We start from the raw sequence: 22,433 nt of genomic DNA, 5'->3' as shown, positions 1-22,433 counted from the left end.
AGATGCAACGCCGCCACTTCCTCGCCCGTGCGGGCGCCATCGCCGCCGCAGCGGTAACCGGCCTGGCAGCCACGCCCGCGGCCCATGCGCAGGCGGACAATTTCCCGCAGAAGCCGATCCGCCTCATCATCGGCTATACGGCGGGCGGTTCCACCGATATCCCGTTCCGCGTGCTCGCGGAGAATGCCTCGAAGATCCTGGGCCAGCCGGTGATCGTCGAGAACAAGCCCGGTGCCGGCGGCGTGCTGCCGGCGCAGATGATGCAGGCCACGCCGCCCGACGGCTACACGCTGGCGCAGATCCCGCTGCCGGTGTTCCGCCTGCCGTACACCACCAAGATCAACTGGGACCCGGTCAAGGACCTGACCTATGTGATCAACCTGGCCGGCTATGCCTTCGGCCTGGTCGTGCCGGCCGATTCGCCGATCAAGACCATGCAGGAGTACATCGCCTACGCCAAGGCCAACCCCGGCAAGCTGACCTACGGCACGCCCGGCTCGATGACGACGCTGCATCTGACGATGGAAGAGCTGGCGATGAAGCAGAACGTCCAGTTCTCGCACATCCCGTTCAAGGGCAATTCCGAATCGATGCAGGCGCTGCTGGGCGGCCACGTGATGTCGGTGGCCGACACGCCGGCCTGGGCGCCGTACGTCGAGCAGGGCCGTCTGCGCCTGCTGTCGGTATGGGGCGACAAGCGTTCGCCGCGCTTCCCCAACGTGCCGACGCTGAAGGAACTGGGCCTGGGCATCGTGCAAACCTCGCCGTTCGGCCTGGCCTTGCCCAAGGGCACCGACCCGAAGATCGTCAAGAAGCTGCATGACGCCTTCAAGCAGGCGATGGAAATGCCGAACTACCGCGAGTCGCTGGCCAAGTTCGACATGGAGCCGTTCTACATGAACAGCGAGCAGTACGCGAAATTCGCCGCCGATACGGTCAAGAAGGAAAAGGCCATCATCGAGAAGCTGGGGCTGGCGCGGCCGCAGTAAGGCGCTGTCGCTTGCCGGGCTGTCGCCCCTGCGAAAGCGGGGGCGACAAACTTCCTTCCCGACTTCCCTCCCGAGGACCCCGCATGGCCAAGGAAGAGTTTCGCCACAGCATGCCGCTGCGCGTGCGCTGGGCCGAGGTCGATCCGCAGTCGATCGTCTTCAACGCGCACTACCTGACCTATTGCGACATCTGCGTGACCGAGTACTGGCGCGCGGTCGGCATTCGCTATCCCGAGGACGTGCTGCACGCGCACGGCGTCGACATGTACGTCGTCAAATCCACGCTGGAATACCACGGCTCGGCGCGCTTCGACGACATGCTCGACATTCGCGGCCGCATCGCGCGCATCGGCCGCTCGAGCATGCTGTTCCGCGTCGAGATGTATCGCGGCGACGAGCACCTGATTACCGGCGAGATCGTCTACGTCTGCGCCGATCCGGCGACGCAGCGCTCGGCGCCCGTGCCGGCCGCGGTGCGCGAGGCGATCGTCGCGTACGAACAGGTGGCACCGGATCAGTAAGTCCGGGCAACAGCAATACGTTGGCGCGGCCCGGCCGGATCGGCCGGACGCGAGTATCATGCCGATCCTCGCCAACCGTTGCCTCATCCCTCCGATCATGACCGTCACCGTTCGTCTGCTGCCCTGGTCCGAAGCGCGCGAGACCGCGCGCGCGATCCGCTATGCCGTGTTCGTCGAAGAGCAGGGCGTGCCGGTGGCGCTCGAATGGGACGAATGGGACGAGCCCAGCTGGCACGCGATCGCCTATGACGCGCACGGCGTCGCGGTGGCCACCGGCCGGCTGTTGCCCGATGGCCATATCGGCCGCATGGCGGTACTGGCCAGCGCGCGCGGCACCGGCGTCGGCGCACGCGTGCTCGATGCGCTGATGGCCAAGGCGGAGGAACTTGGCTATTCCGAGCTGGTGCTCAACGCGCAATCGCATGCGGCGCCGTTCTACGCGCGCGTCGGCTTCCAGCAGGTCGGCGAGCCGTTCGAGGAAGCGGGCATTCCCCATATCGAGATGCGCAAGCGGCTGGGGGGCGGGGCGCAGGGCTGAGCGCCGGCAGGCATCTGACAGCCTGCAGCGACCGGCGCCTCGAGATCCCGTCGGGGACACGTACGACATCGCATCCGGCATCGCGTCAGCCATCGGCCGACGGCCGGCTGGCCGACGGTATGAGACCATGCAAGGTCTCGCCAGCGCCTTTGCTTGCGCTGTATCGAGCCGCATCGAGCCGTATTGCATGAACGACCTCTCCACCGAACTGCCCCAACCCGCGACATCCCCGTCGTCGCTTCGGCTCGCCCCTCCGAACCCGTCCCCGCCGCCGCTGCGCACCGGCCCCGCCACCTGGGCCACGATGGCGCTGTTCTTCGTCAATGGCGCGACCTTCGCCACCTGGGGCGTCCATATCCCGACCATCAAGGCGCGCTTCGGCCTGTCCGACGCGGTGCTGTCGATGGCCATGCTGGCGGTGGCCTTTGGCGCCATCATCGCGATGGGCCCGGTGGGACGCTGGATCTCGCGGGTCGGCAGCACGCGCGCCTGTATGTCGGGCGGTGTCGCCTATGGCCTGGCCACCATCGCGATCCTGGCGATGCCCCATTTCTACGCGCTGGTGCCGGCGCTGATCGCCTTCGGCATGGCCAGCGCCGTGTTCGACGTCGCGATGAACGCGCAGGCCGCCACGGTCGAATCGCATCGCCACAAGCCCATCATGTCGGCCCTGCACGGCATGTTCAGCCTCGGCGGCATGGTCGGCGCGGCCGTGGGCGGATTGCTGCTGTCGCTGCAGGTGCCGCCGCTGGCGCATGCGATCGGCATGGCGCTGCTGACCGCCGGCGTCGGGCTGGCCTCGAAACGCTGGCTGCTGCCTGACCATCCGACCGCGCCGCACGCCGACAAGGGCCACGATCATGCCGGCCGCGCGCTGTGGCTGCTCGGACTGATGGCGTTTCTGGGGTTGGTGGGCGAGGGCGCGATGTACGACTGGACCAGCGTCTATATGCGCGAGATCGCGCAGGCGCCGACCGGCTGGATCAGCTTCGGCTATGCGGCCTTCTCGGGCGGCATGGCGTTCGGCCGCTTCACCGGCGACGTCGCGCGGGCGCGCTGGAGCGATGCCGGCACGCTGACGGCCAGCGCCTGGCTGGCCTTCGTCGGCATCAGCCTGGCGCTGCTGTGGCCCGCGCCGTGGGCGAGCCTGCTGGGCTTCGCGATGATGGGGCTGGGCGCGGCCAATATGGTGCCGATCTTCTTCGTGGCCGCGTCGCGGCTGCCCGGGGTGCCGGCAGCCGAGGGCATCTCGCGCGTGGCGCGCTTCGGCTATATCGGGCTGATGCTCGGGCCGGTGATGATCGGCGGCGTCGCACACGCCAGCGATCTGCGCTATGGGCTCGGCCTGGTGGCGCTGACGATGGGCTGGATCGCGCTGGCGGGGGCGCGCACGGTGCGGCGGTATCTGTCGAACTGACGGCGTGCTCAGCGTGGCGCGGGAATCGTGCCTGCGCGGCTGGCAACGTTCATCTGGCCGCGGTACGAGACCTCGCCGATCGGGCCCGCCGCATCGAAGCTGCGCTCGCTCAGATCGAAGCGCCCGTCGTGGCGGACGCGCAGCACCGTGCTGGCGCGCGTGCCGTACGACGGCGAGCGGATGAAGGCCGACGACAGCAGCTTTTCCCATTCGGGCGCGACGCCGGTCTGCGGCAGCTCGAAATCGCAGGCCTGCCGGTTATCGGCCAGCAGCGTCAGATAGGGCTCGACGCTGGCATTGGGCGCGCCGGTATCGGCGGCCAGCGTCTCGGCCAGCGCGCCGACCCGGCTGCGGACCTTGGGCCAGGGCGTGTCGAGCAGCGCGTTGGACAGGCCGTAGAGGCCCGGCCTGAGCCGCTGCGGGGCGCCGTCCGGCGACCGGTTGCTGTACCACCACAGCGCATCCAGATCGCCGGCGAGCAGGTTGAAGCCGTTGTAGGCGCCGGGGCTGCGGATGCCGGCGCCGCGCGCCAGGTCGCCGACGTATTGCTCGGGAGACGCCTCGCCGCGCAGGAAGCCGGCCACCAGTTCGCCGCGCGAGCGCGCATCGGTGCGCTTCTCGGACGGCGCCCGGTAATTGGTCAGGGCGGCAAAGCGCCCGCCCGCGGTCACGCCCATCCAGGTGCCGGCTTCGCCGATCACGTCCGCCTGGTCGCGGCCGGCCAGCACCTCCGGCGCATCGTCCCACCAGTGCGCCGGCGCTGCCGGGCGGACATAGAATTCATCGCGATTGGCGGCGACCACCAGCGCATAGTCGGGATGGGCCTGCCAGGCGACGAGGATCAAACACATAAGCCTTTCCTTGTTGCGGGCCGCTGCATCGATGCAGACGGCGCCGCGCTACAACAGGTCCAGGTCGACGAAACGTTCGACCTGGCGCTCGCCTTCGAGCCAGTGCTGCAAACCGCTTTGCCGCCACAGACCGTCGAGCGTCGCATCGAAGGCCGGCGGCACGTCGGCATAGGCCTCCATCCAGGTCTGCAGGCCGGCGCGGGTTTCGGGTCTGCGCATCAGCGTACCACCGATCCCGGTGGCCTCGGCCACCGTGGCCATCCAGCGGTGCCAGTGCGGCAGCGCCTCGGCGGCCTCGGGCTCGCGTACGCGGAAGTAGACGAACAGGTGCTCGCTCATCGCGGCGTCTCCTTGCAGACCCTTGGTGTTCCCCGCCTCAGGCGGCCGGATCGGTGGCCAGCAGCGGCACCGGGTAGGGCAGCTCGCCGACCGTCACCGCCGGCCCCTCGGCATGACCCAGATGCAGGCTGGCGCCGGCCGCATCGATCTTCAGCTCGGCCAGCGCATCCCAGCCGCCGCCATCGGGCTTGGGCGCGGCGTTGACAATCATGCCGCTGGGTTGGCCCGGATCGTCGGCGCGATAGATTTCGGCGCCTTCGTCCGGCGTCTCGCCTTCGCCGCCGAGCAGCCACATGCGGCGCTTGAGCGTGCCGCGATACTGGCTGCGCGCGACGACTTCCTGGCCGGGGTAGCAGCCCTTGCGGAAATTGACGCCGCCGATCAGCTCGAAATTGATCATCTGCGGCACGAACTGTTCCTGCGTGGCGACCACGATGCGCGGGATGCCGGCGCGGATCTCCAGCCAGTCCCACAGCTCGGCATCGGCCGGCAGCAGCGTGGTCGCGAGAGTCTCGCGCAGCGCCTCGGCCTGCGCGGCGGGCGCCACCACCTGCCAGCGCGGCACGCCGTCGGCGTCGGGCAGGCGGATCACGGTCGCCTCGCCGGCGCCGGCCGTGGTCCACGGCGCGGACGGAGCCGGCAGGCCAGCGGCGGACAGCGCGCTGCCGCCCTTGGCGCCGGCCACGCCGACGATGCCGGACTCCACGCCCAGGTCGGACAGCTTGGCCTTTGCGCGCAGCACGAACATCGACAGCCGTTTCTGGATCGCCGGCTGCAGATCGGCCGACAGCTGCATCGCGATGCCCTGGGCATCGCGCCAGATCAGCAGCGTCGCCAGCAGACGGCCCTTGGCGGAGCAATAGCCGGCCAGCCGGGCCTGCCCGGGAGCGAGGTCCTCGACGGCATTGGTCAGCTGGCTGTGCAGGAAGGTGGCGGCGTCATCGCCGGCCACGCGAATCAGCCCCAGATTGGCGGGGCGGCAAACGACGCCGTCCTGGCGCAGGGCGGCGAACTGGGCGGCGCGGGCGGGATTGGGGGCGTGCATGGAGTGACTTCGATTCGAGGCCGGCGGGGGAGCCGGCACGGTTGGCGGATGGCTTGTGCGGAGCCTGTCACAACTTGTGACGCGGGATACCGGGGCTCCTGACAAGGCTCCCGGTATTATATGGGTCTGCCGTCATCGCGGCCGGCGCCCGGCAAAGCCGAAGCGGCCGCCTTCCGATCAACCGCTGCGACGGCCGCGCCGTCCTGTTGCCCGCCACATTGGCCGCATTGCCTGTTTTCCAGCCGCCCGGCGGCCTTGATTCACGCAGACCCGTACCTTTCCAAGCTTGTCGATGAAACGTTTTCTTTCCCGGCTGGTTCTGGCCGCCGTGGCCTTTGCGCTGGCCGCCGCCGGCGCCTTCGCCTGGTGGGCCAACCGGCCGTTGACGCTGCGCACCTCGCCGCTCGAAGTCATCATCAAACCCAATTCCAGCGTGCCGAGTGTCGCCCGTCAGGTCGCCCACGGCGGCGTGCCGATCGATGCCCGGCTGTTCGTACTGCTGGCCCGGCTGACCGGCAACCACGCCAGCCTGAAGGCCGGCGGCTACCAGTTCGAGAGCGGCGTCACGCCGCTGCAGGTGATCGGCCGCATCGCGCGGGGCGAGGTCAACCACCATGTGCTGACCGTGATCGAGGGCTGGGAATTTCGCCGGATGCGCGCCGCGGTGGACGCCCATCCGGCGCTGCGCCACGACACCAGGGGCATGAGCGAGCCGGAGCTGCTGAAGGCGATCGGCGCCACCGAGACCTCGGCCGAGGGCCTGTTCTTCCCGGATACCTATCTGTTCGCCCGCGGCAGCAGCGATGTCGAGCTGTACAAGCACGCCTACCGGGCGATGCAGCGGCGCCTGAACGAGGCGTGGAATGCGCGCTCGCCGGACCTGCCTTACAAGACGCCCTACGAGGCGCTGATCATGGCGTCGATCGTCGAAAAGGAGACCGGCCAGCCGGCCGAGCGGCCGATGATCGCCGCCGTCTTCATCAACCGGCTGCGCAAGAACATGATGCTGCAGACCGATCCGACCGTGATCTACGGCATCGGCGAGCTGTTCGACGGCAACCTGCGCAAGCGCGATCTGCAGGCGGACACTCCGTACAATACGTACACCCGCACCGGCCTGCCGCCGACGCCGATCGCCTTGCCGGGCGTGGCCTCGCTGGCGGCGGCGACCACGCCGGCCCCCACCGACGCGCTGTACTTCGTGGCGCGCGGCGACGGCACCAGCCAGTTCTCCAACACGCTTCCCGAACACAATCGCGCGGTCGATCAATACCAGCGCGGCAAATAATCACGAGCACGATCGCCCATGCGCGGAACATTCATTACCTTCGAAGGCATCGACGGCGCCGGCAAGAGCACCCACCTGGCCTGGTTCGCCGAGCAGCTGCAGGCGCGGCTGGGGCTGGGCAGGCGCGTCGTCACCACGCGCGAGCCGGGCGGCACCGCGCTGGGCGAGGACCTGCGCCAGCTGCTGCTGCATCGCAAGATGCATCTGGAGACCGAGGCGCTGCTGATGTTTGCCTCCCGTCGAGAGCATCTGGCCGAGGTCATCGAACCGGCGCTGGCACGCGGCGATTGGGTCATTTCCGACCGCTTTACCGATGCGACCTTCGCCTACCAGGGCGGCGGCCGCGGCCTGGCCCGGGAGCGGCTGGAAACGCTGGAGCGCTGGGTGCAGGGCGATCTGCAGCCGGACCTGACGCTGCTGTTCGATGTGCCCCTTGAGGTGGCCAGCGCGCGGCTGGCCGGCGCGCGCGAGCCTGACAAGTTCGAGGCCGAATCGGCCGCGTTCTTTGCCCGCACCCGGGCCGAATACCTGCGGCGGGCCGAAGAAGCGCCGGCGCGCTTCCGCCTGATCGACAGCACGCGTCCGATTGCGGAGATTCAGAAAACGCTTGAGCAGATCATCACAAGTCTTTGAATTTCAAGCTCTATCAAGATGCAGTGATATGAGGCAGGCTACGCGCGTTGCGAAATCCGCAACGACCCCCATTTCTCTCAAGCTACATCAACTTCTGCCGATAACTCGTTGATTTCCATGCTCTATCCCTGGCAAACCGAAGACTGGCGGCAACTGATGGCGCTGCGCGACCGGCTGCCGCACGCGTTGCTGCTGCATGGGCAGCAAGGCATCGGCAAGCGCGACCTGGCCATGCACTTTGCGCAGGCGTTGCTGTGCGACACGCCGCTCGCCGACGGGCAGCCGTGCGGCACCTGCGCTGCCTGCCACTGGTTCAGCCAGGGCAATCACCCGGACTTCACCGTGGTGCGGCCCGAAGCGATGGAAGGCGCCGAATCCGATGCCGACGCCAAGGCCGACGACGGCGGCGGCAAGAAAAAGGCGCCCAGCAAGATCATCCGGATGGAGCAGGTGCGGGCGCTGATCGAGGCGGTCGGCATCGGCACCCATCGCTCGGGCCTGCGGCCGGTGGTGATCTACCCGCTGGATGCGCTGCAGCACGAAGGCGCCAACGCGCTGCTGAAGACGCTGGAAGAACCGCCGCCCGCGACGGTATTCCTGCTGGTCACAGACCGCATCGACCGGATCCTGCCGACGATCCTGTCGCGCTGCCGCCAGGTCGCGCTGCGCCGGCCAGGCCAGCCGGCCGCACTCGAATGGCTGAAAGCGCAAGGCGTGGCCGATGCATCGGCCCAGCTGGCCCAGGCTGGCGGCGCGCCATTGACCGCGCTGCATGCGGCCGAGGCGGAGGAGCTGCCGCTGCAGCGCTGGCTGGTCGGCCAGCTGGCCGCCGGCCCGAGCCTGGACGCGCTGGCGGCCGCCGAACAGTTGCAGAAGCTGCCCGTGCCGTCGGTGCTGGGCATCCTGCAGCGCTGGACCTACGATCTGCTGGCACTGTGCCTGGGCGGCGGGGGCGGCGCGCGCTACTTCCCCGGCGAGGCGGCGGCGCTGCAGCGCTGCGCCGCGGGCACCGACGCCCACCGGCTGCAGGCCTTTGCCGCCCGGCTGGTGCAGCACCGTCGCCACGAGCAGCATCCGCTTGCGGCGCGGCTGGTGATGGAGGCGGTGCTGATGGACTACCGGCAGCTGTTCGAGCGGCAACCGGCGTGACCGCGGCCCGTGCAGACCGCTGCGCAACCCTGATGCAAGACTTGAAGTTTCAACGATAACGACTTGATTTAAAAGAAGAGAAATATGGAAGCAAGCGGTTTCACCGTGCGCGACGCACAGCGCCAGGACTTGCCCGGCATCGTCGCGATCTACAACAGCACGGTTGCCTCGCGCATGGTCACGGCCGACACCGAGCCGGTCAGCGTTGCCTCGCGCCAGCCCTGGTTCGACGCCCACGGCCCCGAGCGCCGGCCGCTGTGGGTGGTCGAGGACGCCGGCGGTCAGCTGGCCGGCTGGCTCAGCTATTCGGATTTCTATGGCCGTCCGGCCTATGGCGCCACCAGCGAAGTGTCGATCTACCTGGACCATCGCTATCGCGGCCAGGGCCTGGGCCGGCTGCTGCTGGAACGGGCGATGGCCCACGCGCCTGCGGTCGGGGTCAACACCTTGCTCGGCTTCATCTTCGGCCACAACGCCCCCAGCCTGGCGCTGTTCGAGCGGCTCGGCTTTGCCCGCTGGGGCGAGCTGCCGCGCGTCGCGGTGCTCGACGGCATCGAGCGCGACCTGATCATCGTGGGACGGCGCGTCGACCAGGGCGCCCAATCGTCCCGATCCGCCTGATTACCCGATCTGCCATGTTTGTCGATTCCCACTGCCATCTCGATTTCCCCGACCTGTCCGCGCGGCTGCCCGAACTGCTGGCCCATATGCGGGAGAACCAGGTCACCCATGCGCTGTGCATCTCGGTGACGCTGGAGGATTTCCCGCGCGTGCTGGCGCTGGCCGAACAGCATGCCAATCTGTACGCCTCGGTCGGCGTGCACCCGGACTACGAGGACGGCGCCGAGGAGCCGACCGTCGAGCGGCTGGTCGCGCTGTCGAACCATTCGCGCGTGGTCGGCACCGGCGAGACGGGGCTCGACTACTACCGGCTCAACGGCCGCAGCGTCGACGAGATGGAATGGCAGCGAGAGCGTTTCCGCACCCATATCCGCGCCGCGCGGCAGACCGGCAAGCCGCTGATCATCCATACGCGTTCGTCGGCCGAGGACACGCTGCGGCTGATGCGCGAAGAGGATGCGGGCGCCGTCGGCGGCGTGCTGCACTGCTTCACCGAGACGTGGGACGTCGCCCGGCAGGCGCTGGACATGGGTTTCCATATCTCGTTCTCGGGCATCGTCACCTTCAAGAACGCGGTCGATCTGCAGGAGACCGCCCGCAAGGTGCCGCTGGACCGCATGCTGATCGAGACCGATTCGCCGTATCTGGCGCCGGTGCCGTATCGCGGCAAGACCAACGAGCCGGCCTGGGTGCGGCACGTCGGCGAATTCATCGCCACGCTGCGCGGGCTGCCGGTGGAGCAGGTGGCGCAGCAGACGACGGATAACTTCTTCAATCTGTTCAAGCACATAGAGAGGACTGCTAATGCTTGATATCAAGTCGTGGCGTGTCCCCTTGCTGGCTACCGTGCTGGCCGCGGCGCTGACCGGCGGCGCGCTGCCCGTGCTGGCGGCGCCGGCCGACGACCTGCGGCTGGCGGTCGAGCTCGACAACGGCTATGAGGTCCGGAAGCTGCTGTCGCGCGGCGTCGATCCGAACCTGACGGACCGCCGCGGCGATCCGCTGCTGGTGGCGGCGCTGCGCGAGAAATCGCTGAAGGCGGCCGAGGCGTTGATCCAGGCGAAGAACCTCGATTTCGACAAGCCGAACGCCGCCGGCGAGACCGCGCTGATGATGGCGAGCCTGCAGGGCCAGCTGGACATGGTCAAGCTGATGGTCGAGCAGCGCCAGGTCGAGATCAACAAGACCGGCTGGACGCCGCTGCACTACGCGGCTACCAACGGTCACCGCGAGATCGTCCATTACCTGCTCGATCATTCGGCCTATGTCGACGCGGAGAGCCCGAACGGCACCACGCCGCTGATGATGGCCACGCGCGGCGGCCATATCGAGACGGTCAAGCTGCTGCTGGACGAGGGCGCCGACATACGGATCCGCAATCAGCAGGGCATGACGGCGATCGATTTTGCCGACCGTTACAACCAGCCGGAGATCGCCCAGGGACTGCGCTCGCGCTGGCAGAAGCAGTTCCCGGATACGCCGATGGATGGGGGCAAGGGGAAGGGCAAGGCGGGGTGGTAAGGCAGTGCCGCTAGACCCGTTGCTTGTCTCCCCTCTCCCGCTTGCGGGAGAGGGGCCGGGGGAGAGGGCAAGGGCGCTCGCCATGGCCGACGGCGCCGGATTGTGGGCCGCTGTTTCCCTCTCCCCAGCCCTCTCCCGCAAGCGGGAGAGGGAGCCAACCATCGCCAGAGCGGGCGATCGAGCAAAAGACATCAAGCCGATCGCGATAACAGCCACTCAAGCGTCGTCCGCCAGCCGTACGCCGGTAAATTGCCACCGCTGGTGCGGATAGAAGAAATTACGGTAGGTCGCGCGGATGTGGGATTCCGGTGTCACGCACGATCCGCCGCGCAGCACCATCTGGTTGCTCATGAACTTGCCGTTGTACTCGCCGACCGCGCCGGGGCTCGGGCGGAAGCCCGGGTAAGGCAGGAAGGCGCTGGCGGTCCATTCCCAGACGTCGCCGTACATCTGCCGCAGCGCGCCGGCGGTGTTCTGCCGGTCCGGCAGCGGCCGCAGCGCGCGGCCCTCGAGAAAATTGCCGGTGGCCGGCAGATTGCGCGCGGCGTGTTCCCATTCGGCCTCGGTCGGCAGCCGGCGCTCGGCCCAGCGCGCAAAGGCGTCGGCCTCGTAATAGCTGATATGGGTGACCGGACTCTCCGGGTCGACCGGATGCATGCCGCGCAGCGTCATCTGCCACCAGGTGCCGTCGCGCTCCTCCCAGTACAGCGGGGCCTCGATGCCTTGCCCGCAGACCCAGTGCCAGCCATCGGACAGCCACAGGCCGGCGGTGCGATAGCCGCCATCCTCGATGAATTCGAACCACTGCCGGTTGGTCACCGGGTGTGAACTGAGCTGATAGGGGCGCAGCAGTACCTGATGCCGCGGTCCCTCGCAGTCGAACGCGAAGCCCTCGCGGTCCTGGCCTATCTCGTGGCCGATCGCCACCACGCCGCCGGGGAAGGTCAGCCACTCCGGCGCCGGCCGCGGGTCGGCGATCACCGGCGCCACCAGTTCGGGCGCGAAGGCCGGCTTGAGCGGATTCTGCGCGAACAGATGCAGGATGTCGGTCAGCAACAGCTCCTGATGCTGCTGCTCGTGATTGAGGCCCAGCTCGATCAGCGCGGCCTCCTCGTCGGTCTGCGCGCGCATCAGCAGATCGAACATCGCCTCGTCGACCGCTTCGCGGTAGGCCAGCACCTCGTCCAGCGTGGGCCGGCTCAGCAGGCCGCGGCGCGGGCGCGGGTGGCGCGCGCCGACCGCCTCGTAATACGAATTGAACAGATAGCGGTAGCGCGCATCGACCGGCTCGTAGTCGGGCAGTCGCGCCGTCAGCACGAATTCCTCGAAGAACCAGGTGGTATGGGCCAGGTGCCATTTGGCCGGGCTGGCATCGTCCATCGATTGCACCGTCGCGTCGGCGTCGCTGATATCGGCCACCATCGCTTCGGTGGCGGCGCGGATATGGCGATACCGGGACAAGAGCGCCGGTTCCTGGGGAGGGTGGACGACGCTGGCGGGCAACAGGGAAGAGGGCATGCGGGCTCCGGGGTCGATGGCGCAGCGGTGCCTGCCTGGCACCGTCGCCGTGGCCGGTTCCGGCCAGCCCGCGCATCGCGCGGCAGCGCCAGCTCCCCCGAGTGGGCGTACGCCGAAACCGCAGGTACGAACCGCTCCATCATAGACGCGATCCCTTGCTGCGGGGAGTCGGACAGCCGCTGACGGCGGGGCGCCGTCAGCGGTCTTGCCGAGGCGCGCGATCAGGCAGCCAGGCGGCCGTCCTCGTCGTTGAGCGCGGCCACATCGCGCTTGGCGGCATCGAGGCCCGCGGCCCGGTATTCCGCACCCATCGCCAGGCCGTGCGCACGGACATAGGTGATGTCCGTGATGCCGAGGAAGCGCAGCACCGTATCGATCGTGACCTCGTGCAGGTCCAGGCCGTTCGGGTCCTGACGCACGCCGCCGCGCGACGACACCACGATGGTCTTCTTGCCGCCGGCCAGGCCCACCGGCCCGGTCTCGGTATAGCGGAAGGTACGGCCGGCCTGCGCGATCCGGTCGATCCAGCCCTTGAGCTGGCTCGGGATGCCGAAGTTGTATTGCGGCACGCCCAGCACCAGCACGTCGGCCTCGAGGAATTCCTTCAGCCAGGCCTCGGTGCGCTCCAGTTCGGCTTGCTGCACCGGGTCCAGCCCGTCCTTGGGGCCGCCCAGCACGGGCAGCAGATGGCCGGACAGATGCGGCGCCGCTTCCTTGTCCAGGTCGCGCACGGTCAGGGTGGCCTCCGGATGGCGGGCGCGCAGATCCGCCACCACTTGCGCCGTCAGGCTGCGCGACACCGAGTTGTCGCCCAGTACGCTCGAATCGACTTGCAGAATCTTCATCACGCTCTCCACATCGGGTTTGGTTTGGATGAGGTGAAAGATAAAGGCTGGCGATTGATGTCGGTAGTGGTCCATAATGCAATTTATTGTTCCATCCATAGAACGAATTGCGTCGGACGATCCGGCCGTTCAGCCCTTACGATGGCGACCATGCAAGACCTCAACGATCTCTTCCTCTATGCCCAGGTGGTGCAGCACGGCAGCTTCTCGGCCGCCAGCCGCGCCACCGGGGTGCCCAAGTCGCGCCTGAGCCGGCGCATCGCCCAACTGGAAAAGGAGCTCGGCGTGCAGCTGCTGCGGCGAACCACCCGGCAGGTACGGGTGACGCCGCTGGGCGAGGCGTTCTACGAGCGCTGCAAGGCGATGCTGTCGGAGGCGCAGGCCGCGCGCGACGTCGTCGAGCAGGCGCGCGCCCAGCCCGGCGGCCACCTGCGCGTGGCCTGCGCGGTCGGCATCGCGCAGAACCTGCTGGCGCCGTCGATCGGGCGCTTCATGCGCGAGAACCCGGGCGTGCGGGTCGAGATCGACGCCACCAACCGGCGCGTCGACGTGATCGGGGAGGGCTACGATCTGGCGCTGCGCGTGCGCGAGGTGCTCGACGATTCGTCGCTGGCGATCCGCACCTTCGGCTCCAGCCCGCTGACGCTGGTGGCCAGTCCCGGCCTGCTGGACGCGATCGGCCGCCCGCGCACGCCCAAGGCGCTGGCCGGCGTGCCGGGCGTCGGCCAGAAGCCGCACGACGGGCGGCACGTCTGGAACCTGAGCATCGGCGACGAGCCGCCCACGCAGATTCCCTACGATCCCCGGCTGGTCTGCGATGAATTCGCCGTGCTGCTGTCGGCGGCCGTCGAAGGCATCGGCGTCGCGATGCTGCCGCGCATGTATTGCCGCGAGGCGATCGAGCGCGGCGAGCTGGAGGTTTTGCTGCCGCAATGGCGGATGCCGGTCGGCACCCTGCACGCGGTATTTCCGTCGCGGACCGGCATGCCGCCGGCGGTGCGGCGCTTCCTGGATTTCCTGACCGAGATCCTGCCAGAGAACGTGCGCCAGGCCGGCATGCAGCCGATCCTGCCGCCGGGCATGCATCAGCCGGTGCCGCCGAACGCGCCGGGTTGAGCGCGGTTTTACCGCCGGGCTTGCCGCCGGGTTTGCCACCGTGTTTGCCATCGGCGCCACACCCCGCGCCCAGCAAGGGCTCGGGACGCATTTGCGGCTTTACCTCCACGCGAACCGGAGCTAAGGTACAGGGGCGTTGCGCGTGCAGCGCAAGGCGCCTACAACAAACAGCGCGCGCCGGGACAAACGGCCCGCGCGCTTTCAACCCGGGGCGAAACCGCGGGACCGATCTTCCGGATCCGCTCGCGTCAACACCGAAGGAGTGACATCGATGGCTGCTACTCATGGTTCGCAGGATCTGGGCAAGGCGGTGCTTCGCATCGTGCTGGGGATACTGATCCTGCTGCACGGCATCGCCAAGGTCATCAGTGGCCCCGGCAACATCGCGCAGATGGTCGATCAGGCGGGGCTGCCGTCGGTGCTGGCCTATGGCGTCTACATCGGCGAAGTGCTGGCGCCCGTGCTGCTGATCATCGGTCTGTGGACGCGCGCCGCGGCGCTGGTGATCGTCATCAACATGCTGTTCGCGATCGGCCTGGTCCACATGCACCAGCTCGGCATGCTGAACAAGAGCGGCGGCTGGGAACTGGAGCTGCAGGGCATGTTCCTCGGCGCGGCGGTCGCGGTGATGCTGCTCGGCGCGGGCCGCTTCAGCGTCGGCGGAGCGGGCGGACCGCTGAATTGATACGCCCCGTGCGGCGTTTTTTGGCTGTGGCAGGGCCGGCACCGGCTGCATAACCGCTACAATCGCTGCCCGTGGTTTTTTCGATGGCGTAGCGATATGGGTTTGGGCTGGTTCGGATTGTCGACCTTCTGGCTATTGCCGCTGGCGTGGCGCATGGTGGCGCGCATGCTGGCGGGGCAGCCGGTGTTTTCCGGGCCCGGCACGCTGCGCGTCTGGCTTGGCAGTGCGCTGACGCTGTGCGCGAGCGCGGCGCTCGAAGCGCTGACCTCGCATTCGTCGGCTTCGCCCGACGGCGAGCCCACGGCGTCCTCTGGCGGAGCCGCCGGGGCAGGGGTGGCCGGCATCGCGGCCGATCTGTTCGGCTGGACCGGCGCGCTGCTGCTGATGCTCGGTGTGCTGGCGCTGGCCGCGCCGATGGTGTTCGGCGAAACCTGGCCGAGCCTGTTTGCGCGCAAGCCGCGGCGCCATGCCGCGGCGGCGGATTCGGCCGATGACACGGCGCCCGCTGCCGGGCGGCCGGTGCGTGAAGCCTCCATGCCGGCTCCGGTGGCAACGCGCTGGACGCCGGTCGGCGATGACAGCGCGCGGCGGCCCGCCGCGCGGCACAAGGGCATCGAAGCGGTATCGGCACGGCGCGCGCCGGCGTGGCAACCGCCGCCGCGCACGCGCGTATCGCCGCCCCAGCCAGGCGAAATCTGGCTGCATCCGACGCAGCCGACCCGTACGGTCAAACCGGCGCCGTCCGCGCCTGCTTCTGCGCCAGCATCGCAAGCGCAGAAGCCCACGCCGGTCAGGGCGGCTGCTTCGACGGCTTCCCGGCCGGCAGGCGTTGTCCCGACGGCTGCCGCCGCGTCGACCGCATCCGCTGCCGCCTCCGCTCCCTCGCGCGGGCCATTGCGCGCCACCGTCGTTGCGAGCCCCTTCCATCAGCCGCAATTGGGCTTGCGCAATGCGATCACGACGCTGCCGGCGGCACAGCCCCAACCTCAGTCCCAACCTCAGTCCCAACCTCAGCCGCAACCGCAATCAACGGCGGCAACCGCTGCGCCGATGAATGGCAGCGGCGTGGCATCGGCTGCGGCGTCTGCCGAATCTTCCGCACCGGTGCAGCTCGCGGAGCAGGGTGTTGCTGCGCTGTCCGAGGTCGCGATCGAAGCCGAACACCTGACCGCGCCGGTCGACCCGCAACAAAGCGATGCAGCCGACGACGCGCAACAGGCCGCCGCCTACGAGGCGATCCGCGCCGAGGCGCAGGCCTTGCTGGCGGAGTTGCGCGCGCTGGGCGGGGTGGAAGAGACAGCGAGTATCGCGCAACCGAAGCAAGACGCGGTCGAGGCTGAGGCCCAGGCCGTGCCGCAGCGCATCGACGTGCCGGCGGATGATCCGCTGCCGGAGCCCGAGTCCCGGCATGATGCCGAACCCGAACCCGAGCCAGAGCCAGAGCCAGAGCCAGAGCTCGACACTGGCCCGGAACCCGAACCGCCGGCGATGCCGCCGGAACAATCCGAACCGGCAGCAACCCCGGCCCCGGCGCAAAAGCCCCGGATCGTGGTGCCGGCCGTGGTCGGCCGCGCTGTGCCTCTCGAAGTCGCCGCACAGTCTGCCGCCGCCAACGCCGCATCGAAACCGGCCGCCGTCGTCGTCCCGGCTCCCCCGATTGCCCCACCGCCGCCGCCGCGCATCGTCGACTACCGTTTGCCCGGCATCGGCCTGCTGGAGCCGGCCGTCGAACACGCCGAGCAGGTCTCCGAGCAGCATCTGGCCGAAACCGGCGAACTGATCGCACAGCGCCTGGCCGAGTTCAAGGTGCCGGTGTCGGTCGTCGGCGCGTCGGCCGGGCCGGTGATCACGCGCTTCGAGGTCGAGCCGGCGATGGGCGTGCGCGGCGCGCAGGTAGTCGGCCTGATGAAGGATCTGGCGCGCGCGCTCGGCGTCAGCTCGATCCGCGTGGTGGAGACGATTCCCGGCAAGACCTGCATGGGGCTGGAGCTGCCCAATGCCCGCCGCGAGATGATCCGCCTGTCCGAGATCGTCGCCGCCTCGTCGTTCCAGGCCCATGCCTCGCGGCTGGTGCTGGCGATGGGCAAGGACATCACCGGCAATCCGGTGGTCACCGATCTGGCGCGCGCGCCTCACCTGCTGGTGGCCGGCACCACCGGCTCGGGCAAGTCGGTGGCGATCAACGCGATGATCCTGTCGATGCTGTACAAGGCCACGCCGGACGATGTGCGGATGATCATGATCGACCCGAAGATGCTGGAGCTGTCGGTCTACGAGGGCATTCCGCATCTGCTGGCGCCGGTGGTCACCGACATGAAGCAGGCCGCGCATGCGTTGAACTGGTGCGTCGGCGAGATGGAGAAGCGCTACCGGCTGATGTCGGCGCTCGGCGTGCGCAATCTGGCCGGCTACAACCAGAAGATCCGCGCCGCCGAGGCGGCCGGCGACAAGGTCCGCAATCCCTTCTCGCTGACGCCGGATGCGCCCGAGCCGCTGTCGACGCTGCCGCTGATCGTGGTCGTGATCGACGAGCTGGCCGACCTGATGATGGTCGCCGGCAAGAAGATCGAGGAACTGATCGCGCGGCTGGCGCAGAAGGCGCGGGCCGCCGGCATCCATCTGATCCTGGCCACGCAGCGCCCCTCGGTCGACGTGATCACCGGCCTGATCAAGGCCAATATCCCGACGCGCGTTGCGTTCCAGGTCTCGTCGAAGATCGACTCGCGCACGATCCTGGACCAGATGGGCGCCGAGAGCCTGCTGGGGCAGGGCGACATGCTGTTCCTGCCCCCGGGCACCGGCTACCCGCAACGGGTGCACGGCGCCTTCGCCGGCGACGACGAAGTACATCGGGTGGTGGAGCACTGGAAGCAGTTTGGGGAGCCCGATTACGACGACGCGCTCCTGGCGCCCGATCCGGCCGAGGCCGGTGGCGGCGATCTGTTCGGCGACGGGCCCGGCGGCGATGCCGAGGTCGATCCGCTGTACGACGAAGCCGCGGCCTTCGTGCTGACGTCGCGCCGCGCGTCCATCTCGGCGGTGCAGCGCCATCTGCGCATCGGCTACAACCGCGCGGCGCGTTTGATCGAACAGATGGAGGTGGCGGGCCTGGTTTCGCCGATGGGGCGCAATGGGGCACGCGATGTGCTGGCGCCTGGGGGGCAGGAGTAGAGGGTTGACGGTGGTGGTTGGCGGGCGCCGCTTGCCCTCTCCCCCAGCCCCTCTCCCGCAAGCGGGCGAGGGGAGCAACCAAGCGCGACAGCAAAGGCTTCGGTGTTCTTCCCCCCCGCAAGCTGGGAGGGCAAAAAATTCCGTCGGTGTTCTCCCTCTCCCGCTTGCGGGAGAGGGTCGGGGAGAGGGCAGCAGCGGCCCAACGACCCCTTACGCCTGCACTGCCACCACCGGCTCGCCCAGATTGAGCATCAACCGGTTCGCCCACGCGAAGATCGCGATGGCGTGAATGCCGTCGAGGATCTCGGCATCGCTCAATCCGACGTCACGCAGCGCCGTCAGCGAGGCCGCGCCGATGCGGTCGGGATGCTCGGTCAGTGCCACCGAGAAGCGCGCGATCGCCTGTTCGCGTGCGGTAGTGCCCGCCGTGCGCGGATTGTCGAAGACCTGCGCGATCGCGTCGTTGCGCTTGGCCAGCTGTTCGAAGCGTTGCGCATGAACCGATGCGCAGTAGACGCAGCCATTGACGCACGACACCACGGTGCTGGCCAGTTCGCGCTCGTCGCGCGCCATGCCGCCGGGGGCGTACATGATCGCGTTGAACGCCGCCGAACGCTGCCGCAGGATTTCCGGCTGGTGCACCAGGAACAGGTAATAGTCCGAGACCTTGGCCTTCGGATGGCTTTCCTCGAGCACCGCGATCTGCTCCGGCGTCGCGCGCTCGACCGGCACCACGTCGAGCCACGCCTTCCAGTCCAGCACTTCGTTGGTGAAGCCGTTGATGCGGATGGTGTCGCCGGGCCTGGTCGTGGCCGCTGCGGCCGGCGCCAGGCCGCTCGGCAGTGCCTGCCCTTGCGACGCGCCGCTCAACGCGCGCAGGCCCGCTACCAGCCGCGCCTGATACGCCAGGAAGGCGATCAGCTGCGCCAGCGTCACGACCTCGGGCGTCGCCAGGCCGGCGGCCGGCAGGCTCAGCAGCGCGGCGCGGTCGCCCTCGACCGGTTTCTCGATCAGCTTCTGCGTGAAGGCCAGCATCGCACGCAGCCGTGCATCGGCGACGCCATCGAGGCGGGCACCGTCGATCGCGGCCACCGTCGCCGCATCGGCGCCGGCCTGCTGCAGGCGATCGAGATAGTGCGCGGCCAGTTCTGCCGACGGCGTCAGACGCGACGCGTACAACGCGACCGCGAGCCGTTCGGTCAGCGTCAGGCCGGGCAGGGCCGGATCGAACAGCGCCCGATAGCTGCCCTCGGTGGCGATGGCGACCTTGTCGCGCTGATGGCGCAGCGCATGCGTGGCGCTGCCGGCGGCAAGGCCGGCGAGGCGGTCGATCAGGTCCAGTTCGGCGGTGGCGTTGGCTTGAGTCGAAGAAGCAGTCATGGTGTCAGGCGGGAAAGGTAAGCGGTCAGCGGAAGAAAGCGGCGTTCATTGGCTCGGCTGCGAAGGCGGCGGCGCCGGCGTCCATTCGTCGCCGTAGAGCTCCGGCTCGGCATAGGCCTGCAGCGCGGCGAAATGCGTCTCGACGTCTTCCTGGTACAGCAGCGCGGCGATACCCTGGCCCAGCCGGCGCGCGCCGTCGCTGATGGCCGGGATATCGCCGGAGATCGTGCCGTGCGACAGCGCGGCGGGATAGCAGAAGCAATGCACGCGCGACAGGCCGGGGCAGGCGCCGGGCGTCTTCTCCTGGAATTCGAATACCGGGCCCAGGTCGGGCGAATCGCTCAGTTCCTGGTCGTCCTGGCCGGCTGGCGGCTGGAAGCGGTCGCGCCACAGCCGGATGTGAGAGGCAATCGCGGAAAACTCCGGCCGCGCGCCGAAATCGACGCGGAAGCCCGTCGACAGCAGCAGGAAGTCCAGTTCGAACACGCCCTTGGCGGTGCGTACGTGCAGCGTGTCGCCGCGCACTTCGATGGCCTCGATCGGGCAGCCGACATGGAAGCGCGCATTGTCGTGGCGCGAGACGCGCAGTGTGCTGCCGCGCGGCGGCGGCACCTGTTCGCTGTTGATGTAATGCCGCAGCCGCCATTTCCACTGGTCGGGCAGGCCGTAGTGGCCGTGCGTCAGCCCGGGGTTGCCCGAGCCCTTGCTCTTGTTGACGCGAGGAATCTCGGCGCGGCGAATCAGCAGGTCGACGCTGGCCGCGCCCGCTTCGAGCGCGGTGGCGGCGCTGTCCATCGCCGACGCGCCGGCACCGACCACGCCGACGCGCTTGCCGCGCAGCACGCGGTAGTCCATCGGATCGGACGAATGCGCCCACAGATGAGGCGGCAGGTGTTGCGCGAAGGCGGGCACCTGCGCGCCGCCGAGCCCGTCGCGGCCGGTGGCCAGCACCACGCGGCGTGCCATCACGCGTTGCGGCCCGGCGGGCGTCGTCATCTGCAGTTCGACCAGGCCGTCCGCGCGCGGCAGCACGGTGTCGACGGTGTGCTCGTTGGCCACGTCGAGATCGAGCACCTGCCGATACCAGCGCAGATAGTCCATCCATTGCAGCCGCGGAATCTTGTCGAGCGCGTCCCATGCCGCAGTGCCAAACTGCGCCTCGTACCAGGCGCGGAAGGTCAGCGCCGGCAGGCCCAGTGCGGGGCCGGTCAGCTGCTTGGGCGAGCGCAGCGTCTCCATGCGCGCGGTGGTGGCCCAGGGGCCTTCGAAACCCGCCGGCGCGCGGTCGAAGATGCGCGCGTCGATACCCAGATGCTTGAGCGTCGCGCTCGCCGCGAGGCCGGCCATGCCGCCGCCGATGATGGCGACGTCGAGCACCGGCGCACCGGCGAACTCGCGCGGCGGAACCCACGGCCTCGCGGGCAGGTCCAGCCAGGCCAGGTCCTGGCGCAGACGGGCTTCCAGCGCGGGCAGGCCGGCGGGAGCAGGGGGAAGAGGGGATGGGGTCGTGGACATCGATGGCACGTCTGAAGAATTCAATCGTTCTGTCGGGACAGCGCGGGCTGCCGGCGCGCGCACGGATCTTGTGCGCCTGGTTCGGATGGGTCGTCACGGTCGTGGCCGCTGTCGTTGCCGACGTCAGCGCTGGCCTGATATTGCATCGCCAGGCTGTCGCCCTCGCGGGCGTCGCGCCGCGTGAAACCGGGCAGCAGGCGGGCCGCCGCCAGCGCCAGTTGTTCGGTCAGGCTCTGCACCGCCGGCGTCGGCGGCCGTCCCTGCGGCGTGATCACGCAGAAGTGGAAAGGGATCGGCACGTCGATCGGCCGCACCGCCACGCCATCGACCGGATAGCCGTAGGCCGTGACGGGCTCCAGCACCGCGAGCCCGAGCCCGGCGCGCACCAGCGCCAGGGCATTCAGCGAGGTATTGGTATCGATCCGGCGCGGCACCGCGATGCCGGCGTCTTCCAGCGCCCGGTCCACCAGCTGGCGCAGCCGGTAGGGGTTCTGCATCGTGACCAGTGCCCGCTCGGCGCAGGCGGCCAGCGGCACGGAATCGGCCGCCGCCAGCGGATCGTCGGCCGCCAGCGCCGCCACGCACTGCACCTCGCCGATCCAGTGCACCGCCACGCCGCGATGCTCGAGCGGCAGGCTGGTGACGCCGACCTCGGCGGCGCCGGTCAGCACCGCGTGGACGACTTTCTCCGGCGAGGCGCTGTGCAGATGAATCTGCGCCGGCAGCGCCGGATCGGCGGCCAGCGCGGCCGGCACGAGCCCGGCGGCCAGCGCCGGAGTCGCCACCACATTGAGCGAGCGGCTGCCTTCGCGGCCGATCACCGCGGCGCTGGCGCGGATCTGCTGCATGCCAAGCAACACCGGCTCGACTTCCTCGTACAGCAGAAAACCGCGCTCGGTCGGGCTGACGCGCGGCCCGCTGCGGGCGAACAGCGCAAAGCCGAGCTCGCTCTCCAGCTCCTGGATCGAGCGCGTGATCGCCGGCTGCGAGCGCCCCAGCAGACGGCCGGCGGCGGTCACGCTGCCGGTCGACATCACTGCGGCGAAGGCTTCGAGCTGGCGGATTTCCATGATCGGATACGACGTTCGAGTGGGCGCTCGAGTGGAATTTGGAGGCACCTGGGAGTAGGGCTGCGCCCCCATCCACTATGCGTATATCGCATTCTTGCGCGCTTATGATGCCGAAGGCAAATACTATTTCGGCATACGCTTCTGCGCCCGAGCCGCGATTTCATGGATCGAACCGAGGACCGGCCGGGCGGCGGGTCGCTATCATGGGGCGATCGTGCGCC

General features: G+C 68.9%; 21 protein-coding genes. 13 read left to right on the top strand and 8 right to left on the bottom strand.

Annotation, left to right across the window (positions count from 1 at the left end; translation table 11 throughout):
- Positions 1-2: 2 nt before the first annotated feature.
- The 4 genes from J5T34_RS08185 to J5T34_RS08170 all read left to right on the top strand — a co-directional run bounded on the left by J5T34_RS08185 (position 3) and on the right by J5T34_RS08170 (position 3,465).
- The gene (locus tag J5T34_RS08185) at positions 3-989 is read left to right on the top strand and encodes a tripartite tricarboxylate transporter substrate binding protein (protein WP_208579306.1); all 987 of its coding nucleotides are present in this window, start codon (positions 3-5) and stop codon (positions 987-989) included.
- 83 nt (positions 990-1,072) lie between these two features.
- Complete coding sequence (locus J5T34_RS08180) at positions 1,073-1,510, top strand: YbgC/FadM family acyl-CoA thioesterase (RefSeq protein ID WP_208579305.1); 438 nt, start codon at positions 1,073-1,075, stop codon at positions 1,508-1,510.
- 97 nt (positions 1,511-1,607) lie between these two features.
- Entirely contained in the window at positions 1,608-2,048 is a 441-nt protein-coding gene (locus J5T34_RS08175) for a GNAT family N-acetyltransferase (RefSeq protein WP_208579304.1), read from the top strand.
- A gap of 304 nt (positions 2,049-2,352) precedes the next feature.
- Positions 2,353-3,465 carry an MFS transporter gene (locus tag J5T34_RS08170; RefSeq protein WP_244258771.1) on the top strand — a complete coding sequence of 371 codons (1,113 nt, stop codon included), beginning with the start codon at positions 2,353-2,355 and terminating at the stop codon, positions 3,463-3,465.
- Positions 3,466-3,473: 8 nt separating this feature from the next.
- Here J5T34_RS08170 and J5T34_RS08165 read toward each other — a convergent pair whose 3' ends face one another.
- Genes J5T34_RS08165 through J5T34_RS08155 form a run of 3 tightly spaced genes read right to left on the bottom strand, consistent with a single transcriptional unit; the run spans position 3,474 to position 5,700 of the window.
- Positions 3,474-4,316 carry an NRDE family protein gene (locus J5T34_RS08165; RefSeq protein WP_208579302.1) on the bottom strand — a complete coding sequence of 281 codons (843 nt, stop codon included), beginning with the start codon at positions 4,314-4,316 and terminating at the stop codon, positions 3,474-3,476.
- 48 nt (positions 4,317-4,364) lie between these two features.
- Positions 4,365-4,655, bottom strand: coding sequence for a DUF4936 family protein (locus J5T34_RS08160; protein ID WP_208579301.1), 291 nt, complete (start codon positions 4,653-4,655; stop codon positions 4,365-4,367).
- A 37-nt stretch (positions 4,656-4,692) separates the two neighbouring features.
- Positions 4,693-5,700: a YgfZ/GcvT domain-containing protein gene (locus J5T34_RS08155; RefSeq protein ID WP_208579300.1), complete on the bottom strand. Its 1,008-nt coding sequence runs from the start codon at positions 5,698-5,700 to the stop codon at positions 4,693-4,695.
- Between the two features lie 292 nt (positions 5,701-5,992).
- On the opposite strand from J5T34_RS08155, the gene mltG reads away from it, so the two are divergent.
- The 6 genes from mltG to J5T34_RS08125 all read left to right on the top strand — a co-directional run bounded on the left by mltG (position 5,993) and on the right by J5T34_RS08125 (position 10,912).
- On the top strand, positions 5,993-6,988 hold the full coding sequence (gene mltG / locus J5T34_RS08150) for an endolytic transglycosylase MltG (protein ID WP_208579299.1): 996 nt from the start codon (positions 5,993-5,995) through the stop codon (positions 6,986-6,988).
- Positions 6,989-7,006: 18 nt separating this feature from the next.
- Entirely contained in the window at positions 7,007-7,621 is a 615-nt protein-coding gene (tmk, locus tag J5T34_RS08145; protein ID WP_208579298.1) for a dTMP kinase, read from the top strand.
- A 117-nt stretch (positions 7,622-7,738) separates the two neighbouring features.
- Positions 7,739-8,770 (top strand): DNA polymerase III subunit delta', encoded by a 1,032-nt coding sequence (locus J5T34_RS08140; protein WP_208579362.1) that lies wholly within the window; start codon positions 7,739-7,741, stop codon positions 8,768-8,770.
- Between the two features lie 84 nt (positions 8,771-8,854).
- Complete coding sequence (locus J5T34_RS08135; protein WP_208579297.1) at positions 8,855-9,391, top strand: GNAT family N-acetyltransferase; 537 nt, start codon at positions 8,855-8,857, stop codon at positions 9,389-9,391.
- Between the two features lie 14 nt (positions 9,392-9,405).
- Positions 9,406-10,203 carry a TatD family hydrolase gene (locus tag J5T34_RS08130; protein ID WP_208579296.1) on the top strand — a complete coding sequence of 266 codons (798 nt, stop codon included), beginning with the start codon at positions 9,406-9,408 and terminating at the stop codon, positions 10,201-10,203.
- Positions 10,196-10,912, top strand: coding sequence for an ankyrin repeat domain-containing protein (locus tag J5T34_RS08125; RefSeq protein WP_208579295.1), 717 nt, complete (start codon positions 10,196-10,198; stop codon positions 10,910-10,912). Before J5T34_RS08130 ends, J5T34_RS08125 begins: the two co-directional genes overlap by 8 nt.
- Before the next feature lie 216 nt (positions 10,913-11,128).
- Here J5T34_RS08125 and egtB read toward each other — a convergent pair whose 3' ends face one another.
- Together egtB and J5T34_RS08115 are read right to left on the bottom strand one after the other, a co-directional pair.
- Positions 11,129-12,430 carry an ergothioneine biosynthesis protein EgtB gene (gene egtB, locus J5T34_RS08120; RefSeq protein ID WP_208579294.1) on the bottom strand — a complete coding sequence of 434 codons (1,302 nt, stop codon included), beginning with the start codon at positions 12,428-12,430 and terminating at the stop codon, positions 11,129-11,131.
- A 221-nt stretch (positions 12,431-12,651) separates the two neighbouring features.
- Positions 12,652-13,275 carry an FMN-dependent NADH-azoreductase gene (locus J5T34_RS08115; RefSeq protein WP_208579293.1) on the bottom strand — a complete coding sequence of 208 codons (624 nt, stop codon included), beginning with the start codon at positions 13,273-13,275 and terminating at the stop codon, positions 12,652-12,654.
- 150 nt (positions 13,276-13,425) lie between these two features.
- On the opposite strand from J5T34_RS08115, the gene J5T34_RS08110 reads away from it, so the two are divergent.
- The 3 genes from J5T34_RS08110 (at position 13,426) to J5T34_RS08100 (ending at position 18,247) form a co-directional block, all read left to right on the top strand.
- Positions 13,426-14,391 (top strand): LysR substrate-binding domain-containing protein, encoded by a 966-nt coding sequence (locus J5T34_RS08110; RefSeq protein ID WP_208579292.1) that lies wholly within the window; start codon positions 13,426-13,428, stop codon positions 14,389-14,391.
- A 271-nt stretch (positions 14,392-14,662) separates the two neighbouring features.
- On the top strand, positions 14,663-15,076 hold the full coding sequence (locus J5T34_RS08105; protein WP_174106938.1) for a DoxX family protein: 414 nt from the start codon (positions 14,663-14,665) through the stop codon (positions 15,074-15,076).
- 96 nt (positions 15,077-15,172) lie between these two features.
- Positions 15,173-18,247, top strand: coding sequence for a DNA translocase FtsK (locus J5T34_RS08100; RefSeq protein ID WP_208579291.1), 3,075 nt, complete (start codon positions 15,173-15,175; stop codon positions 18,245-18,247).
- Between the two features lie 210 nt (positions 18,248-18,457).
- Here J5T34_RS08100 and J5T34_RS08095 read toward each other — a convergent pair whose 3' ends face one another.
- Genes J5T34_RS08095 through J5T34_RS08085 form a run of 3 tightly spaced genes read right to left on the bottom strand, consistent with a single transcriptional unit; the run spans position 18,458 to position 22,212 of the window.
- Positions 18,458-19,627, bottom strand: coding sequence for a CMD domain-containing protein (locus J5T34_RS08095; RefSeq protein ID WP_208579290.1), 1,170 nt, complete (start codon positions 19,625-19,627; stop codon positions 18,458-18,460).
- 45 nt (positions 19,628-19,672) lie between these two features.
- Positions 19,673-21,142: an NAD(P)-binding domain-containing protein gene (locus J5T34_RS08090; protein ID WP_208579289.1), complete on the bottom strand. Its 1,470-nt coding sequence runs from the start codon at positions 21,140-21,142 to the stop codon at positions 19,673-19,675.
- Positions 21,143-21,162: 20 nt separating this feature from the next.
- Positions 21,163-22,212 (bottom strand): LysR family transcriptional regulator, encoded by a 1,050-nt coding sequence (locus J5T34_RS08085; protein WP_208579288.1) that lies wholly within the window; start codon positions 22,210-22,212, stop codon positions 21,163-21,165.
- Positions 22,213-22,433 lie beyond the last annotated feature (221 nt).

Origin of the sequence: Cupriavidus gilardii (genome assembly GCF_017598945.1) — a bacterium.
Taxonomy (GTDB): Bacteria; Pseudomonadota; Gammaproteobacteria; order Burkholderiales; family Burkholderiaceae; genus Cupriavidus; species Cupriavidus gilardii_E.
This window is presented reverse-complemented; position numbering and strand designations above follow the sequence as displayed.

What these genes read in the sequence shown, in the direction of transcription:
- J5T34_RS08100 (WP_208579291.1), top strand. Translation starts at nt 15,173, where the DNA reads ATGGGTTTGGGCTGGTTCGGATTGTCGACCTTCTGGCTATTGCCGCTG.
- J5T34_RS08175 (WP_208579304.1), top strand. Translation starts at nt 1,608, where the DNA reads ATGACCGTCACCGTTCGTCTGCTGCCCTGGTCCGAAGCGCGCGAGACC.
- J5T34_RS08170 (WP_244258771.1), top strand. Translation starts at nt 2,353, where the DNA reads ATGGCGCTGTTCTTCGTCAATGGCGCGACCTTCGCCACCTGGGGCGTC.
- J5T34_RS08185 (WP_208579306.1), top strand. Translation starts at nt 3, where the DNA reads ATGCAACGCCGCCACTTCCTCGCCCGTGCGGGCGCCATCGCCGCCGCA.
- egtB (WP_208579294.1), bottom strand. Translation starts at nt 12,430, where the DNA reads ATGCCCTCTTCCCTGTTGCCCGCCAGCGTCGTCCACCCTCCCCAGGAA.
- J5T34_RS08085 (WP_208579288.1), bottom strand. Translation starts at nt 22,212, where the DNA reads ATGGAAATCCGCCAGCTCGAAGCCTTCGCCGCAGTGATGTCGACCGGC.
- J5T34_RS08110 (WP_208579292.1), top strand. Translation starts at nt 13,426, where the DNA reads ATGCAAGACCTCAACGATCTCTTCCTCTATGCCCAGGTGGTGCAGCAC.
- J5T34_RS08130 (WP_208579296.1), top strand. Translation starts at nt 9,406, where the DNA reads ATGTTTGTCGATTCCCACTGCCATCTCGATTTCCCCGACCTGTCCGCG.
- J5T34_RS08135 (WP_208579297.1), top strand. Translation starts at nt 8,855, where the DNA reads ATGGAAGCAAGCGGTTTCACCGTGCGCGACGCACAGCGCCAGGACTTG.
- tmk (WP_208579298.1), top strand. Translation starts at nt 7,007, where the DNA reads ATGCGCGGAACATTCATTACCTTCGAAGGCATCGACGGCGCCGGCAAG.
- J5T34_RS08140 (WP_208579362.1), top strand. Translation starts at nt 7,739, where the DNA reads ATGCTCTATCCCTGGCAAACCGAAGACTGGCGGCAACTGATGGCGCTG.
- mltG (WP_208579299.1), top strand. Translation starts at nt 5,993, where the DNA reads ATGAAACGTTTTCTTTCCCGGCTGGTTCTGGCCGCCGTGGCCTTTGCG.
- J5T34_RS08095 (WP_208579290.1), bottom strand. Translation starts at nt 19,627, where the DNA reads ATGACTGCTTCTTCGACTCAAGCCAACGCCACCGCCGAACTGGACCTG.
- J5T34_RS08165 (WP_208579302.1), bottom strand. Translation starts at nt 4,316, where the DNA reads ATGTGTTTGATCCTCGTCGCCTGGCAGGCCCATCCCGACTATGCGCTG.
- J5T34_RS08090 (WP_208579289.1), bottom strand. Translation starts at nt 21,142, where the DNA reads ATGTCCACGACCCCATCCCCTCTTCCCCCTGCTCCCGCCGGCCTGCCC.
- J5T34_RS08125 (WP_208579295.1), top strand. Translation starts at nt 10,196, where the DNA reads ATGCTTGATATCAAGTCGTGGCGTGTCCCCTTGCTGGCTACCGTGCTG.
- J5T34_RS08155 (WP_208579300.1), bottom strand. Translation starts at nt 5,700, where the DNA reads ATGCACGCCCCCAATCCCGCCCGCGCCGCCCAGTTCGCCGCCCTGCGC.
- J5T34_RS08180 (WP_208579305.1), top strand. Translation starts at nt 1,073, where the DNA reads ATGGCCAAGGAAGAGTTTCGCCACAGCATGCCGCTGCGCGTGCGCTGG.
- J5T34_RS08115 (WP_208579293.1), bottom strand. Translation starts at nt 13,275, where the DNA reads ATGAAGATTCTGCAAGTCGATTCGAGCGTACTGGGCGACAACTCGGTG.
- J5T34_RS08160 (WP_208579301.1), bottom strand. Translation starts at nt 4,655, where the DNA reads ATGAGCGAGCACCTGTTCGTCTACTTCCGCGTACGCGAGCCCGAGGCC.
- J5T34_RS08105 (WP_174106938.1), top strand. Translation starts at nt 14,663, where the DNA reads ATGGCTGCTACTCATGGTTCGCAGGATCTGGGCAAGGCGGTGCTTCGC.